This window comes from Nocardia inohanensis NBRC 100128 (assembly GCF_001612945.1).
Taxonomy (GTDB): domain Bacteria; phylum Actinomycetota; class Actinomycetes; order Mycobacteriales; family Mycobacteriaceae; genus Nocardia; species Nocardia inohanensis.
The window spans coordinates 67,624-82,493 of the sequence record NZ_BDBK01000015.1 but is presented as its reverse complement, the minus strand read 5'-3'; the positions used below and the strand labels follow the sequence as shown (position 1 = coordinate 82,493).

At 65.7% G+C, this 14,870-nt stretch carries 14 protein-coding genes; 4 read left to right on the top strand and 10 right to left on the bottom strand.

What is annotated here, in order from left to right; all coding sequences use genetic code 11:
- Positions 1 to 7: 7 nt before the first annotated feature.
- Positions 8 to 634 carry a ribonuclease H family protein gene (locus tag NI1_RS27405; RefSeq protein ID WP_067826184.1) on the top strand — a complete coding sequence of 209 codons (627 nt, stop codon included), beginning with the start codon at positions 8 to 10 and terminating at the stop codon, positions 632 to 634.
- Between the two features lie 75 nt (positions 635 to 709).
- On the opposite strand, the gene NI1_RS27400 is transcribed toward NI1_RS27405, so the two are convergent.
- The 9 genes from NI1_RS27400 to NI1_RS27360 all read right to left on the bottom strand — a co-directional run bounded on the left by NI1_RS27400 (position 710) and on the right by NI1_RS27360 (position 10,185).
- Positions 710 to 1,516, bottom strand: coding sequence for a hypothetical protein (locus tag NI1_RS27400; protein ID WP_067826182.1), 807 nt, complete (start codon positions 1,514 to 1,516; stop codon positions 710 to 712).
- A gap of 75 nt (positions 1,517 to 1,591) precedes the next feature.
- A complete protein-coding gene (locus tag NI1_RS27395; protein ID WP_067826180.1) occupies positions 1,592 to 2,764 on the bottom strand; it encodes an MlaD family protein in 1,173 nt (390 codons plus the stop codon).
- Complete coding sequence (locus tag NI1_RS27390; protein WP_067826178.1) at positions 2,761 to 3,879, bottom strand: MCE family protein; 1,119 nt, start codon at positions 3,877 to 3,879, stop codon at positions 2,761 to 2,763. Before NI1_RS27390 ends, NI1_RS27395 begins: the two co-directional genes overlap by 4 nt.
- Positions 3,876 to 4,997, bottom strand: a complete 1,122-nt coding sequence (locus NI1_RS27385; protein ID WP_067826176.1) for an MCE family protein — start codon at positions 4,995 to 4,997, stop codon at positions 3,876 to 3,878. The genes NI1_RS27390 and NI1_RS27385 overlap by 4 nt, the downstream gene beginning before the upstream one ends.
- Positions 4,997 to 5,992 (bottom strand): MCE family protein, encoded by a 996-nt coding sequence (locus NI1_RS27380; protein ID WP_067826174.1) that lies wholly within the window; start codon positions 5,990 to 5,992, stop codon positions 4,997 to 4,999. The genes NI1_RS27385 and NI1_RS27380 overlap by 1 nt, the downstream gene beginning before the upstream one ends.
- The gene (locus NI1_RS27375; RefSeq protein ID WP_067826172.1) at positions 5,989 to 7,020 is read right to left on the bottom strand and encodes an MCE family protein; all 1,032 of its coding nucleotides are present in this window, start codon (positions 7,018 to 7,020) and stop codon (positions 5,989 to 5,991) included. Before NI1_RS27375 ends, NI1_RS27380 begins: the two co-directional genes overlap by 4 nt.
- Positions 7,017 to 8,486, bottom strand: coding sequence for an MlaD family protein (locus NI1_RS27370; RefSeq protein WP_067826170.1), 1,470 nt, complete (start codon positions 8,484 to 8,486; stop codon positions 7,017 to 7,019). The genes NI1_RS27375 and NI1_RS27370 overlap by 4 nt, the downstream gene beginning before the upstream one ends.
- A 12-nt stretch (positions 8,487 to 8,498) precedes the next feature.
- Positions 8,499 to 9,362 carry an ABC transporter permease gene (locus NI1_RS27365; protein WP_067826168.1) on the bottom strand — a complete coding sequence of 288 codons (864 nt, stop codon included), beginning with the start codon at positions 9,360 to 9,362 and terminating at the stop codon, positions 8,499 to 8,501.
- A gap of 4 nt (positions 9,363 to 9,366) precedes the next feature.
- Positions 9,367 to 10,185: an MlaE family ABC transporter permease gene (locus tag NI1_RS27360; protein WP_067826166.1), complete on the bottom strand. Its 819-nt coding sequence runs from the start codon at positions 10,183 to 10,185 to the stop codon at positions 9,367 to 9,369.
- 529 nt (positions 10,186 to 10,714) lie between these two features.
- On the opposite strand from NI1_RS27360, the gene NI1_RS27355 reads away from it, so the two are divergent.
- The gene (locus NI1_RS27355; RefSeq protein WP_067826164.1) at positions 10,715 to 11,380 is read left to right on the top strand and encodes a chymotrypsin family serine protease; all 666 of its coding nucleotides are present in this window, start codon (positions 10,715 to 10,717) and stop codon (positions 11,378 to 11,380) included.
- Between the two features lie 62 nt (positions 11,381 to 11,442).
- On the opposite strand, the gene lppU is transcribed toward NI1_RS27355, so the two are convergent.
- A complete protein-coding gene (lppU, locus tag NI1_RS27350; RefSeq protein WP_067826162.1) occupies positions 11,443 to 12,072 on the bottom strand; it encodes an LppU family putative lipoprotein in 630 nt (209 codons plus the stop codon).
- 97 nt (positions 12,073 to 12,169) lie between these two features.
- Between lppU and NI1_RS27345 the strand changes: the two genes are divergently transcribed.
- A complete protein-coding gene (locus NI1_RS27345) occupies positions 12,170 to 13,549 on the top strand; it encodes a cytochrome P450 (RefSeq protein WP_084523795.1) in 1,380 nt (459 codons plus the stop codon).
- Between the two features lie 286 nt (positions 13,550 to 13,835).
- A complete protein-coding gene (locus NI1_RS27340) occupies positions 13,836 to 14,831 on the top strand; it encodes a L,D-transpeptidase (protein WP_084523792.1) in 996 nt (331 codons plus the stop codon).
- Positions 14,832 to 14,870 lie beyond the last annotated feature (39 nt).

The window sequence follows — 14,870 nt, the reverse complement described above, 5'->3', positions numbered from 1 at the left end:
AATCAGCATGATCATCGTGAGCACCGACGGATCGTGCCTGCGTAACCCGGGTGGGGCGATCGGCTGGGCATGGGTGAATCACGCCGGCGGCTCGGACAGCGGCGGTGCGTCCTCGGGCACCAATCAGATCGCGGAGCTACGCGCGTTATTGGAAGCGGTACGCGCGCATCCCGGCTCCGAACCGATGCTCATCGAGAGCGACTCCCTCTATGCCATCAAGTGCGCCTCCGAGTGGATTCACGGCTGGAAGCGCAATGGCTGGAAAACCTCCTCCGGCGGACCGGTCAAGAACCTGGAGCTGATCCAGCACATCGACCGCGCCATCATTTCCCGCTCCGGCCCCGTGCGTTTCCGCTGGGTGCGCGGGCACGTGGGCAACTACTTCAACGAGCAGGCCGACCAGTTGTGCGGCCAGGCCGCGCGCGCGGTGGCCGCCGATCCGAGCCTCGCCGAACCGCCACTGGAACCGTTCGATCCGATCACCGAACCCATTCCGGTGGAGCCCGTGACCGAACCGCTGCCGGTGGTCGCCCCGCCGGAGAAGACCACCGCCGCTCATCCCGCGCCGGCCACCCCGCGCCGCCGGGCCGCCGCCAAGGCCGCCCCGGCGGCCGACGCCCTCACCCTCTTCTGAGCCCCCCTCGTCATTCCGGCATGAGTTATGCCCGCTGCCATCGGGCAGCGGGCACGGAAGCTGTTGCGGGAAGGGCTAGTTGCCCGGTTTGGGCGTGGCGGGCGCGCTGGGCTGCACGGTGGTGCCCTGGGAGGCGCCGCCGCCGGTGAAGAGACCGCGGGTGGCGGGGGAGTCGAAGGCGGAGACCTTCCACTTGCCGTCCGACTTCTCCAGGGTGGCGATGCCGGGGACGGTGAGCTGATCCGGCTGCGGATTCACCGAATTGGTGCGGGTCTGGCTCAGGATCAGCACGACCTTGGCCTTGTTGTCGTCGCCGGACTCCCAGGCGCAGTGGATCTCGTCCAGGTTGGTCTTCACCTGGACGCTGACCATCAGCTCCTTGAGCGAATCGGTGGCGGTGCCGAAGTCCTTCTCCCACTGCCCCGTGGAGAGCGCCTTCACATTGTTGAAGTAGTCGTCCAGGTGCTTGGAGTCGTAATTCGAGATGGCCTTGCCGAAGTCACAGGCCGCCGCGGTGGCCTGGTCCCGGGCCTCGATCTCGTTGCCGCGGTCGCTGGACTTCTTCCACAGCACCGCGCCACCGGCGATGGCGGCCACGACCACCACACCGGCCGCGAAGGCCGCGATCATCGGCACGGCCGAACCATTGCCGTTCTTCGCCGCGGGCGTGCTGCCCTCGGCTTTCGGGGCCGCGGCGGGCGCGGCCGCGGCCGGCGCCTCGGACTTCTTGCTCAGATCCGGCTTGGCCTCGCTCGACTCCGGTGCGGCCGGAATCTTCTCGGTCGCGGCATCACCTGAGCTGTCGGCCTCGGCCCCCGGTTGAACGGCGTCGGCCTTACCGGCCTCTTCAGTTGTCTTGTCCTGGGCGGCGTCATCCGACATTGGATCGATCCCCACGCTTTCTCGGTGCGCTGCGGACGCACCGTATCGGTTCGGTCAGCGAGTATGCCGGACCTGTCACTTGATGGGCGGCAGGGTCCGCTCGTTCGGGTCGGCACCCGCCGGCGGCAGCGCGCCATTGTCCGGCACGTCCGGTCGCGGCGCATTGCCGGAGCCGCGGATCTGCTGATCCTGCGGCGGGTTGGTGCAGTAACCGGCCCAGCGCGGCAGCGTAGCCTCGGTCGCGGCCTCGTTACGCACCTTCTTGGTCGCGTAGTCGCAGAACGCGCGCGGCCAGATGTCGACGATCGTATAGAACTCGTTGTCGTGCGCGGGCACGCCCATCGCGGAGGTACCGACCACCAGCGAGGGGAACAGCGCGCGCAGCGCCGGAACCCGCAGCTGCGCGGCCTTGGTGATGGCCGCGAAGTTGGTGACCAGGCTGGTCATCGGGTCGGCGGTCTTGTCGAGCACCGCGCCGAGGGTCTGCATCTGGCCGGGGGCCGACTCCAGGATCTTCTGGAGCTCGGCATTGGCATCGTTGAACTGCTGGAACAGCACACTCGAATTCCGGGTCAGCGTACCCAGATCCGGCTGCGCCAGGGAAGTGGTGCCGGTGATGGTCTGGAGGTTCTTGATCAGGTTGGTGGTCTGCGGCAGCAGGTTGTCCAGACCGGTGGTGGCCAGGCTGATGCCGTTGATCAGCGACCGCAGCTGGTCCTGCCCGCCGGACAGCGCGGTGTCGAGCTCGTTCAGGATGACCGAGAACTTGTCCGGATCGACCTGGGCGATGAGCTCACTGGAGTTGTCCAGCACCGACCACACCGGGGTGGGCGTGCGCACCTTGTCCTTGTCGTACCGCACCACCGAGCCGTTGCCCAGGTAGGGCGCGCTCTCGGTATTGGGCCGGAAGTCGATGTACTGCTCGCCCGCGCCGGAGAGCGCGCCCACCGAGATGACGGTGTCGGTGGGGATGCGGTATTTGGTGTCGATCTCGACGGTGGCCGCGATGGCCGATCCGCTGTTCACCAGCTCGATATCGGTGACCTTGCCGATGCGGTAGCCGCGCAGCGTCACATCGTTGCCGGCCTGTAGACCGCCGGAGCGATCGAGATCGACCGTCACCGTGTAGGTTTCGCGCAGCGGATTCACCCGCATCACGCTCACCGCCAGGTAGGACGCGCCCACCAGCAGGATGAGCACCAGCGCGGTGTTCGAGACCAGATTCTTGTGGTTCTTCGCCCAGTTCATCGGTGGCTCCCCGTCACCCGGCCGTAAATGATCTGAAGCACCTGAATGAGGCTGCCCCCGAAGTCGTTGAGGTCCTTGAGATCGAAGAACTTGCTGTTCGCCGGATCGGTGAGCAGGCCGATATCGAGCATGCTCAGGGTCGCCGCGACCGCGAGGGTATTGCCCTTGAAGGAGGCGTCCACCGAGGGGCGCAGCTCGCTCATGGCATCGAGCGCGGGCCCGAGGGTGTTCTCGGTCTGCGCCAGCGCGTTCATCAGCTTGTGCACATTGTCGAGCAGGCCGGCCAGCTGATCGGAGGTGGTGTTGGCGTAATCGCCCAGGGCCGCACTGGTGGTGGAGACCTTGGTCAGCAGTTCGCCGATGGCCTGGTTGTTCTCGGCGATGGTGCCGATCATGCCGGGCAGGCTGTCGGCCACCTGGCCGAGCTGATCATGGTTGGCCTGGATGGTGTTGGAGAGCGCGGAGAATCCGGCCAGCGTGGAGTCGATGCGCTGGCTGTTCGCGTTGAGACTGCCGATCACCCCGGTCATTTCGGTGAGCAGGTGCGCGAGCGTCTCGCCCTTGCCGCCGACGATGGAGTCCAGTTCGGAGGTGAGCTTGGACAGCGCCGCGATGCCGCCGCCGTTGAACAGCAGCGAGACCGAGAGCAGCAGCTCCTCCACGGTGGCGCCGGCCGACGTATTGGTCAGCGTGTCACCGTTTTTCAGCGTCTGCGCGCCGGGTTCGGTCTTGGGCTTGGACACCGCCACGAAGACGTCGCCGAGCGGGGTGGCCTGCCGCAGCTCCGCCGTACTGCCCACGGGCAGTTCGATATCGGTGCGAATGTTCAGGTCGACATTGGCCTTGAAGTCCTTGGTCGTGATCTTGGTGACCACGCCGACGTCCGAGCCGCCGATCTTGACCTTGGCCTGGTCCGGCAGGTTCAGCGCATTATCGAAAACCGCATGGACGGTATAGGTATCGTCGCCCGCGCCGGGCTTGGGCAGCGGCAGGCTCTCCACCGTCACGCCACAGCCCGAGGCGGTCACGGTGACCGCCGCGATGGCGGCCAGCGCGATGGCGGCACGCCGCGCCCGGGTGCCCGCCCAGAGGTCTCGAAGGGATCGGTTGCTCATCGCGTCAGCCCCAACATCGCTGCGGTGAGCCCGAAGTCGGGGCCCATGTCTTCCATCTTTCCGGTGCGGCAGCCGTCGGCCTTCATCTGGATGCGCTCGCAGAACAGGCTGACGATCTCGCCGGAGAGGGAGGTGCCGATCAGGCCGTGCAGGCGGATGAAGTTGCCCTGCCGGTTCACCGACTTGTCCAGGTTCTGCATGAGCAGCGGTGCCACGTCGACGATCTCGACCACGCCCGCGGCATTGTCACGCAACTGCTTGGTGACCGCGGTCAGGCCGGTGAGGGTGCCGTTGAGCTGATCGCTGTACTGCGAGAACGCGCCGGAGGTGTTGGCCAGGAAGGCATTCAGCTGATCCAGCGTGGCCTGCAAGCCGGGCGCCTGGTCGGCCAGCAGCCCGGACATCTGGGTCATCTTATTGCTGAAATCGCGCACCGACTGGTCGTTCTCGGCCAGCATGGTGGTGAGCTCGTTCAGCTTGATGATGATGGTCGAGACCGCGTCCTTGTTGTCGGTACCGACCTTCAAGGCGCCCGACAACGCGTTCAACGTATCGCGCATCTTCGCGCCGTTGCCGTTCATCATCGGATACAGCACCCGGCCCGACAGCGGGCCGATGCCCTCCTGCCCCTCCTGCGGCTTCAACGCGGCGGAGAAGGCGTCGATGGTCTTGATCATCGTGTCCAGCTCGACCGGCGTATGAGTCTGCTTGGTGGTCAGGTGCGACTTGTCGGGCAGCGTGTCCCCGCCGGTATAGGGCGGGGTGAGCTCGATGTGCCGGTCGGTCACGATGGACGGCGAAACCAGCGCCGCCTCTACGTTCTTCGGCAGCTTGATGCCCTTGTCCACGGTCATGTGGACCTCGACGTACTGCCCCTTCGGCACGATCTTGTCGACCTTGCCGACCTCGAGCCCGAGCACGGTGATCGGGTTGCCCTCGAACATGCCCGCGATGTTCTCGAAGTCGGCGGTGATGTGCTGGGTCTGCCCGGCCGCGTCCTTGACGCCCAGCGGCACCAGCGAACACGAGCCGACGGCCAGCGTGGCCGCGCCGATCACGGCGGCCTTGGACAAGCGAGCGAGGTTGGCGCGCTTCAGAATCGATGCTTTCAACTGCATTACTGGCACCCCTCGTTCACCTGCGCGAAGCACAACCAGTTGTCCGGGAACAGCCACGGCAGGGCGACCTCGCCGTAGTTGCCGTTGCCGAACGCGTTGTTGAAGGTGCGCACGGACACCGGCATGATCGATAACAGCCGATCCAGGTTGTCCTTGTTCTTCTGCAAGCCCTCGGCCATGGTCTGGAGCTGGGTCAGCGTCGGACCGAACTGGTCATTGTTCTCCGCGCCGATCTGCTGCAATTGCTTGCTCAGCGTGGCGATATTGTCCAGCAGGTTCTTCAGCAGTCCCTGGCGCTCCATCACCCGGCTGGCGATGGCCTCACCCTGGGTGATGACCAGCAGCACCGAGTTCCGGTTGTCGCCGAGGATCTTGGTGACCTTGTCCAGATCCTTGAGCAGCTGATCGACCGAGTCCTTGCGGTCGTTCATGGTCTTGGCCAGCGCGCCGATCGAATCCAGTGCCTGCGAGGTGAGCTGCGGGGTGTCACCGAACTGCTGGTTGATCAGGTTCAGCGACTCGGCCAGCTTCTTCGTGTCGAGGGCCTCGAACTTGGGCGTGCCCTGCTGCACCACATCGGCCAGGTTGTACGGAACGACGGTGTTGTTCTTGGGGATTCGGTTCCCCTTCAGTCCGGAGCCGTCGCCCGGGGTGAGATCGACATAGCGCGCGCCGAGCAGCGTGGCCATCTTGATGCTGGCCTTGGCGTCCGGGCCGAGCTTCAGGTCGTTGTCGACCGAGAGCGAGATCAGCACGTGATCGCCCTCCAGCTCGGCGCCGGAGACGGTGCCGACCTTGACGCCGGAGACCGAGACCTTGTCACCGGTCTTGATGCCGGCGGTCTGCACGAACTCGGCCTTGATGGTCTGCTCGCCGAGGCCGATCTGCTTGTACAGACTGGAGGCCACGAGCAGGCCGACGATCACCAGCAGGCCGAGCGCGCCGAGCCAGAGGTGACGATTGGAATCGAAGCGGGACTTCAGTTTCGCGATCATGGACGGCACACCGCCGAGTGAGAGTTGCCGCCGATCTGGTTGAACAGACCACGCGGGAAGAGGACACCGTACAGGGAGACGTCGAGCGAACAGACGTACGCGTTGGCGTACGCGCCGTTCTGGGTGAACTTGCCGACGTCGGCGAGGATGGCGGGCAGATCCACGGCGGCCCGGTCCAGCTTCGCGCCATTGGCGATCAGCAGGGTCAGGGCATCGGTGGTGGAGCTCTGCGCCAGCGTCAGCTTCGGCTGGATCAGGCCCATCATGTTGGTCAGCGCGGTGGTGGCGTCGGCGATCTGCACCGTGGACGCCTGCAACGACTGACCCTGCGCGTACAACCCGCCGATCAGCGAACGAGTCTGGGTCACCAGGGTTTCCAGCTCGTCGCCGCGCTTGGCCAGCCCCGCCATCACGCCCGAGAGGTTGGTGATGACATCCGAGAGGATGGCGTCGCGGCGCTGGAAGTCGGTGGCCAGCTGCGCGGACTGGGTGATGAAGGCGCTCAGTGAGACCCCGTCACCCTGGAGCGCCTGCACGAAGGTATTGGACAGGCTGTTCACCTGCTCCGGCTGGAGCACCTGGAACAGCGGCTGGAAACCGTTGAGCAGACCGGAGATATCGAAGGACGGCTCGGTGCGCTCGATCGGGATCGAGGCGTTGTTCTTCAGCGGCAGATGGCTGCCGCCCTTCTTGTCCGGGGCCAGCGCGATATAGCGCTGCCCGATCAGGTTCTGGTACCGGACCAGCGCCTTGGTGTCGCCGTACAGCGTCTGGTCGTTCTGCACGATGAAGGTGACGTGCGCCTGGTTCTTCTTGTCCAGCTCGATCTTCTCGACCTTGCCGACGCGCACGCCCGCCATCCGGACGTCATCGCCCTCACGCAGGCCGAGCACGTCGGTGAAGGTGGCCGAGAAGGTGTTGGTCTTGCCATCCACGGTGCGCGCCAAGGTGTTCCAGATGACCGCGGTCACCAGCACGGACACGATGGCGAAGAGCGTGAATCCGATCAGCGGCTTGCGAATGCTCACTTGGCCGCCCCCTGGGAAACTTGCAACGTTCCACCCCTCAGGATCGAGCTCAGCAGCAGGTACTCACCCGCGGTCGGACGCCGGCCCAGCAGCGCGGTGATGGCGTCGTCGCCCGAGTAGGCGATGGCGCCCGCCTGCGGCACGGTCTGCTGCCCCGCGTCCGGCCCGGCCGGCGCGGCCGGCTGCGGAACCAGATTCGGGAACAGGTTCGCCAGCGGCGTGCCCGCGAAGGGGTTGCCCGCCTGCGGGTTCTGCGCGCCCGGCTGCGCCACCTCACCGGTGGTCAGCCCCGGAATCGCGGGCAGGCCCGGAATGCTCGGCAGCCCGGTGGTCGGCAGGCCGGCCGCCGAGGCCAGCGCCTTCGGCTTGAGCGCATCCGGCAGCGTGCCGACATTGGCCTCGGCCGGGGCGGTGGCGCAGCTGGGGGCCGCGAGTTCGCCGTAGCGCGGGCAATCGGCCTGGGTGTAGGGCTTGTAGGGCGTGAAGGTCAGGCCCATGTTCCAGATCATCTGCTTCTGCGAACCCCAGTGGAAGGTGGTGGCCAGCTTGCGCACCGAGTCATTCAGGTTCGAGATGGACTGCGGGATGGCGCTCGGGTCGTCGGAGAGCGCACCGAACAGCGCGCTGGTGCCGGTGGTGACCTCCTTGCCCACGTTGGGGTTTCGCGCGAACAAGGCGTTGATCTTGTCGACCGTGGCCGAGCTGCCCGCGAGCAGCGACACCAGTTCGGCGCGGCGATCGGAGATGGTCTGCGCGGTGCGCACCGAATCCGCCAGCACGCCCATGAGTTCCGGCGCCGACTGGTTCAGCGCGTGGAAGGAGCTGGAGAAATCGGTCAGCATCACACCGAGATCGGGGATGGAGTCGTCCACCGACTGCAACCAGCGGTCCACCCGCTCCACGCTGGAGCCGGGCATGCGGCCGGAGCCGTCGAGCGCGTAGGAGAGCGTGCCCAGCACCCGGCCGAACTGGATCGGGTCGATCTTGCCGAGGATATTGCGGACCGTGGTGAGGGTGTCCTGGAGGGCGATGGTGCCCTTGGACTTGTCCTCGGAGATCTGCGAGCCCTCGCTCAGGTGCGCGCCGTCGGGTCCGTTGTAGACCAGCTCCACCGAGGTGACGGCGAAGAGGTTGGAGGGCACCACGCGGGCGGTCACGTTCGCCGGGACGCCGGAGCTGTACTCCGGCTTCATCTCGATGTGGACCTTCTGTAGCTCGCCCTTGGCGGCCACCGACACGTCCTTGACCGCGCCGACCAGCACGCCGCGGAACTTCACGTCCGCGTTCTCGGGCAGCCCGTCACCGGTGGTGGTCAGATTGGCTGTGACATTGACCTTTTCGACGAAGTAGCCCTTGTACCGGGCCATCAGGAAGCCCAGGATGATGGCGAAAACCGTCAGCCCCGCGACACCCGCGATGAGCAGCTGACGCATGGTCGGGCCACGCCCGCTCGGATCGATGATCATGGTGTGCGCCCCCTATCCCGAGATCCGGATGCCGGGGTTGACGCCCCAGATCGCCAAGGTCATGAACAGGTCCGCGAAGACGACCGCGATGATGCAGAGCTTGATCGCGCGGCCGGCCGCGACACCCACGCCCTCCGGGCCGCCCGAGGCGAAAAACCCGTAGTAGCACTGGATGAACGTGGTGATCGCGACGAAGATGATCGCCTTCAGCAGTGAGTACAGCACATCGTGCGGCACCAGGAACTGATAGAAGTAGTGCTGGAAGGTGCCTGTCGCGGTGCCGCCGATCAGCGCCACGGTCAGCGAGCAGGAGATGTAGGCCAGCGGCAGCGCGATGCAGTACAGCGGCAGGATCGCGATCATCGCCGCGATCATGCGGGTGCTCACCAGATACGGAAGCGGCCGGATGGCAACCGATTCCAGCGCGTCGATCTCCTCCGAGATGCGCATGGCGCCCAGCTGCGCGGTGAAGCGGCAGCCCGCCTGGGCCGCGAAGGCCAGCGTGGCGAGCATCGGGCCGAGCTCACGGGTGGTGGCGAAGGCCGAGATGGCGCCGGTGAGCGGGCTCAGGCCGAGCAGGTTCAGCGAGGTGTAGCCCTGGATGGCGACGGTCATGCCGCCGAACGCCGACAGGATCAGCACCACGCCGATGGTGCCGCCGCCGACCACGAGATTGCCGTTGCCCCAGGTGACATCGGAGAGCAGCCGCCAGACCTCTTTGGGGTACTGCTTGACCGCCAGCGGCATGGAGCCGATCGAGCGCAGGAAGAAGAAGACCTGGTGGCCGATCCGCGCCAGCCAGTCGCGTGGGGAGGAGGCGGCGCCCCGGAGTTTCTGGAACGGCCGCAGCAGCGGCGGAACATACGTTGCTGACACGGCTTCAGACCATCTGTGGGGGGAAGAAGGAGTTGTACAGCTGCGTGATGATCAGGTTGACACCGAAGAGCATCACGGCGGACATGACGACGGCGGTGTTCACCGCGTTGGCGACACCGCCCGGGCCGCCCTTGGCGTTCAGTCCGGCGTCGCAGGCGATGATGGCCGCGAGCAGTCCGAAGATGAGCGACTTCAACAGCGCCACAAAGAGATCCACCGTGATGGCGAACGACGCGAAGGTGCCGATGTAGGAACCGGGCGTGCCGCCCTGGGCGAAGATATTGAAGATGTAGCCGGTCAGGAAGCCGACGAAGACCACGAAGCCGCACAGCAATACCGAGACCAGCATGGCGGCGCCCAGGCGCGGGGCCACCAGGCGGCGCATGGGATCCACGCCCATCACCTTCATGGCGTCGATCTCCTCGCGAATGGTGCGGGAGCCGAGATCGGCGCAGATGGCCGAACCGACCGCGCCCGCGATCATGAGCGAGGTGACCAGGGGCGCGCCCTGCTGAATGATGCCCAGGCCATTGGCCGCGCCGATGAACGAGGTCGCGCCGACCTGTCCGGCGACCGAGCCGACCTGAATGGAGACGATGACGCCGATGGGAATGGCTACCAGCAGAGTCGGCGCGGCTGCGACATTCGCCATGAATGCGCACTGCCGGATGAACTCGGCGAAGGGGAATCGTTTCCGGAAGATCGCGATGAAAAGCTCGGCGATCGCGGCCACGCCCATCTGCATCATCCGGCCGCCGGTCTCCAGCGACCGTTTGGGATGGTCCTGCCAGTAGGCCCTGCCCCAGTCCACGGCCGATTTCATCCGCGACTCCGGTGGGCTCCCCTGCCCATCGAGGCTCTTGGTCAACTGCACTGACTACCCCTCTCGACGCCGGTTACCCGCCTCCGGCGACTGTTTGCTTGACGCACCTTACTACGGAGTTAGGAAAAACACATCACGCTCTGTGGTTCCGGTCATAGAGCCGGATCACTTTCCCTGAAACGTTGTGAACAGCCACATCACGGTTGGTTTACAAGCCAAAGAAGCAGGCAGATATCTAGAACTTGTTCTAGTTTTACGAGATTGGCAAGATTGTGAAGACCTACTCGGTAACAATTTGCAGGAATGAATTTATCGTAAATCGATAGCCGATGCGCATTATTCCCATAACTCCTATCCAAGTCGGTATCGACGCGAACGGGCCCGCGACACCCCCGCAATCCGCAGACCCCGGGCTAACGACACGAGTTGGGCAACATGTGGCAGTACAAGCTGAAGCCGGGACCGAATACTGACAGGATGAGTACCCAGCAAGTTGATAGGTAGATCAGCTTCCGACATCTGGAGGGTCATGATCAGGAAACTCGCCGGTGTGGCCGGCGTTTTCGCCGTCGCTTTGAGTACCGCGCTGGTCGGGAGCGCGGGCACCGCGAGCGCTGACGCTCCGGCGGTCATCGGCGGCGGCTCCGGCATCATCATCGACGACATGTTCGAGTGCACCGTGACCACCATCGGTCACGACGGCGCGGGCCGCCTGGTCGGTCTCACCGCCGGGCACTGCGGCGATTCGGGAGCCAAGGTGTACGCCGAGGCCTCCCGCGGCTCCGGCCAGATCGGCCGGTTCGTGTACTCCAACCACGACTTGGACTACGCGGTCATCGAATTCGACGCGAGCCGGACCATTCCGGTCAATCGCGTCGGCAATGTGACCATCACCGGGGTCGGCGGCCCGCCGGGATTCCCGATGATCGTCTGTAAGGAAGGCCGGACCACCGGCAATACCTGCGGCATCTCCTGGGGCGACGTGTTCGGTTCGAACGTCGAGACCTGGAGTCAGATGTGTGTGGTGGAGGGCGATTCCGGCGCACCGGTCGTCGTCGGCTCCACGCTGGTCGGCATGGTCAACGCCTATCTCGCCATCGCCTGCTTCGGTCCCGAGGTGGGGACCAATATGAGCAGCATCATGGCGGATATCAACGGGCGCGGTGGCGTCGGTTCGGGGTACTACCCCATCTAGACCGAGGGTGGGAGAGGCTGCGATCCGGTTGGATCGCAGCCTCTTTCATGAATACCGGCGCGTCAGAGCGCCTGGAGACAGACCACGACCTTGCGGGATTCATAGGCGTAGCCCTTGTCCCCGGAGGTGCAGTCGTCGATCGAATCGGTATCGCGCAGGATCGAGAGCACCTTGACGCCTTCGGTCGCGTTCGAGCCGGTGCAGGAGATGCGGTGCGGGTCGTCGCCGCCGAGATCCAGGCAGTCGCCGATGACCCAGTCGATATCCAGGCAGATGGCGCCGGTCTCGACGCCGTTCGTGGTCTCGTAATACGCCTGGTCGATATCGGTGGGGCACTGGGCATTCGTCTTGGCCTTGGCCACCACCTTGTAGTTGGCCTCCTTGCTGCCGCAGGTCTGCTTGTCGATGACGGCATTGTCGGTGGTGCCACCGAGCTTCACGCAATCGCCGATGTTCGCCTTGAAGTCGGTCTTGCCGCCGCCGTTGGGATTCGAGGGCCGGGTGCTCGGCTTGGCCGAGGGCTTGGCCCCGCCGCTCGGGGCCGCGGACGGCTTGCCGGACGAGGTGGGCAGTTGGCCACCGGGGGCGGCCTGCGGGTTTCCGGTGATGGTGGTACCGCAGCCGGCGAGCAGCAGGGCGGCGGCGGAGATCGCGGGGAGCGCGATCCGGGCGGAGATCCGCTGGCGCAACACAACAGTCCTAAGATTTGAGAAACGAATAGCTTTGACTTTGCGCCATGCATATCACACGTCCTCGAACCAGCGCCCAGCTCGATTCGTATAGGAGAGGGTGACCACGGCCCGCGAATCCGCCGATCCCAGTACACCGGTCCAGCTCCGGGAACCGCGGCTGGCGGTACTGCACGCGCTCGCCGCCGGGGCCGACCTGGAGCGCTACCTGGCCCGGCGGCGGCAGCGGGACGGCGATCCGTTCCTGGTGCGATTCCCGGGGCTGGGGTCGGCGGTGTTCACCGGGACGCCGGCGGGGGCGCGGGAGGTGTTCCGGGCGCCCGTGGAGTTGCTGACGCCGCCGCTGCCCAATCCCATCGAGCCGATGGTGGGGGCGGCATCGCTCATTCTGGAGGGGGGCGGGCGGCATCGCAGCGATCGGGCTCTACTCGCTCCGGCATTCCACCGGAATCGAATCAGCGCCTACGGCAAGATAATTCAGGACGCGGCCCGAGCGGAATTACAGGACGATCACGACGGGGGCGCATGGCGGCCGGGACGGCGGGTGGATGCGCGGTCCGCGGCACGCGCCATAACCATGCGGGTGATTCTGGCGGCGGTGTTCGGAATCGAGGATCCGGAAAAGCGAGCCGAATTCACCATTGCTACAACAGAATTCCTGAATTCCTACGGCACCACACTCTTTCTGATTCCGGCATTGCGGCGCGACCTGCTCGGAGTTACCGGGTGGGAACGTTTCCGCGCCGCGCGGGACCGGTTCGATCGGCTCATCGATGCGGAGGTCGCCGCGCGGCGCGCGAATACCGTTGCGGGACAAGATATTTTGAGCCTGCTACTGGAGTCCCGATACGAAGACGGCAGCGCCATGAGCGATTCCGACCTGCGCGAGCAGTTGCGGACGCTACTGGTGGCCGGGCACGAGACCACCGCGACCACGCTGGTCTGGGCGCTCTACCGGCTGCACCGCACACCACAGGCGCTGGCACGGCTGCGAAGCGAGCTGGCCGCGGCGGGTGCGTCGATCGACCCGCTGGAGCTGGCGAAACTGCCCTATCTGGACGCGGTGTGCCAGGAGACGCTGCGCCTGCATCCGCCGGTACCGCTGGTATTGCGCAGGCTCACCGGTGATTTCACCCTGCGCGGCGCGACGCTGGTGGCGGGGGACACCATGGGCATCGCGGTACAGCTGCTGCACTCCGATCCGCGGGTGTGGTCGCGGCCGCAGGACTTCGAGCCCGGGCGGTTTCTCGAACGCCGATACGGCCCATTCGAATTCGTGCCGTTCGGCGGCGGGCACCGGCGTTGCGTGGGGGCCGCGCTGGCGGACCTGGAATTGCGCATCGTGCTCGCCACGGTGCTCGAGACAGTGCGACTGGAATTGTCTCCGCGTTTCGCGCGCGGGCGGACACCGATGACGGTGCCGCACAATATCGCCACCGGCCCGCGCGCGGCGATCACCTTCGAGGTGCGCGAACCTTGATGTGACGTCCGTGATTTCGATCACAACCGGGTTTGAGGAAGTAAACACTCCGGTCTCCGCGGAGAACGTGGGGGTGCAGAGGAATCGCCGACGCCATCGGCATATTCGCAGCGCACACATAGCCCGCTGACGGTGTTGTGACACATCGCACACCAGGGAGTCGGTATGCATAACTGCCAGAACAGGATTGGACCACCTCGCACCGCACTGTAGAAAGGGATGCGGAAGAACTGATTTCGCAAGTTTCGGGGTAACTCGCCGGGTACGCCCAAAATCGGGTTGCTCCATGACCGCCGCCGCGCGTTCCCGACTCCCTACGGCTCTCAGCCGTGCGCTGAAGTCGCGGAGAGGCGGCTTGGAGAGGATCGCTGCTGTGCGCTTGACCCGACGGAACCGGAAAACGGGACTGATTGCCTTCGCCGCGCTGGCGGCGACCGGAGCCGTGTTGGCAGCACCAGCATCAGCCGGCCCGCTGTGGCCGGGCGGCCCGGAGCTGCCGGGCGTGCCCTCGGCGGTGATGCCGCAGCCCGCGCCGGGCTCGCTGCCCACCGACCCGAACGCCAAGTCGCCGATTCCCCCGGCCAACTTCACCGCCCCGAACATCAGCCCCGGTGACGGGGAAGTGGTCGGCGTGGCCCAGCCGGTCATCATCAACTTCAAAGAGGCCGTGAGCGATCACGAGACCGCCGAGAAGGCCATCCGGATCACCTCCACCAACAAGGTGGACGGCCACTTCTACTGGATGGGCGACAAGCAGGTCCGCTGGCGGCCGGAGAACTTCTGGCCGGCCGGGTCCAAGATCACCGTCGAGGCCGGCGGCACGCACGTCGCCTACGAGGTCGGCGACGAGTTCATCGCCACCGCCGACGACACCACCCACGAGATCGTGGTGACCCGCAACGGCGAGGTCGTGAAGACCATGCCGACCTCCATGGGCAAGACCGGGCACGAGACCCCGAACGGGACCTACATCGTCAGCGAGCGGAATCGCAAGATGATCATGGATTCCTCGACCTACGGCGTGCCGACCACGGCGCCCGAGGGGTACAAGCTCGAGGTCGAGTACGCCACCCGCATGTCCAACAGCGGCATCTTCGTGCACGCCGCGCCGTGGAGCGTGGGGCAGCAGGGCAAGTCCAATACCTCGCACGGCTGCCTGAACGTCTCAACCGCGGACGCCAAGTGGTTCCAGGAGAACGTGAAGAAGGGTGACCCGGTGATCGTGAAGAACACCCAGGGCGGAACCCTCTCCACCAGCGACGGCTGGGGCGACTGGAACTAGCCTGTTCCGCCTCCCCGGGACTTCAGCGCGCGGCTGAGA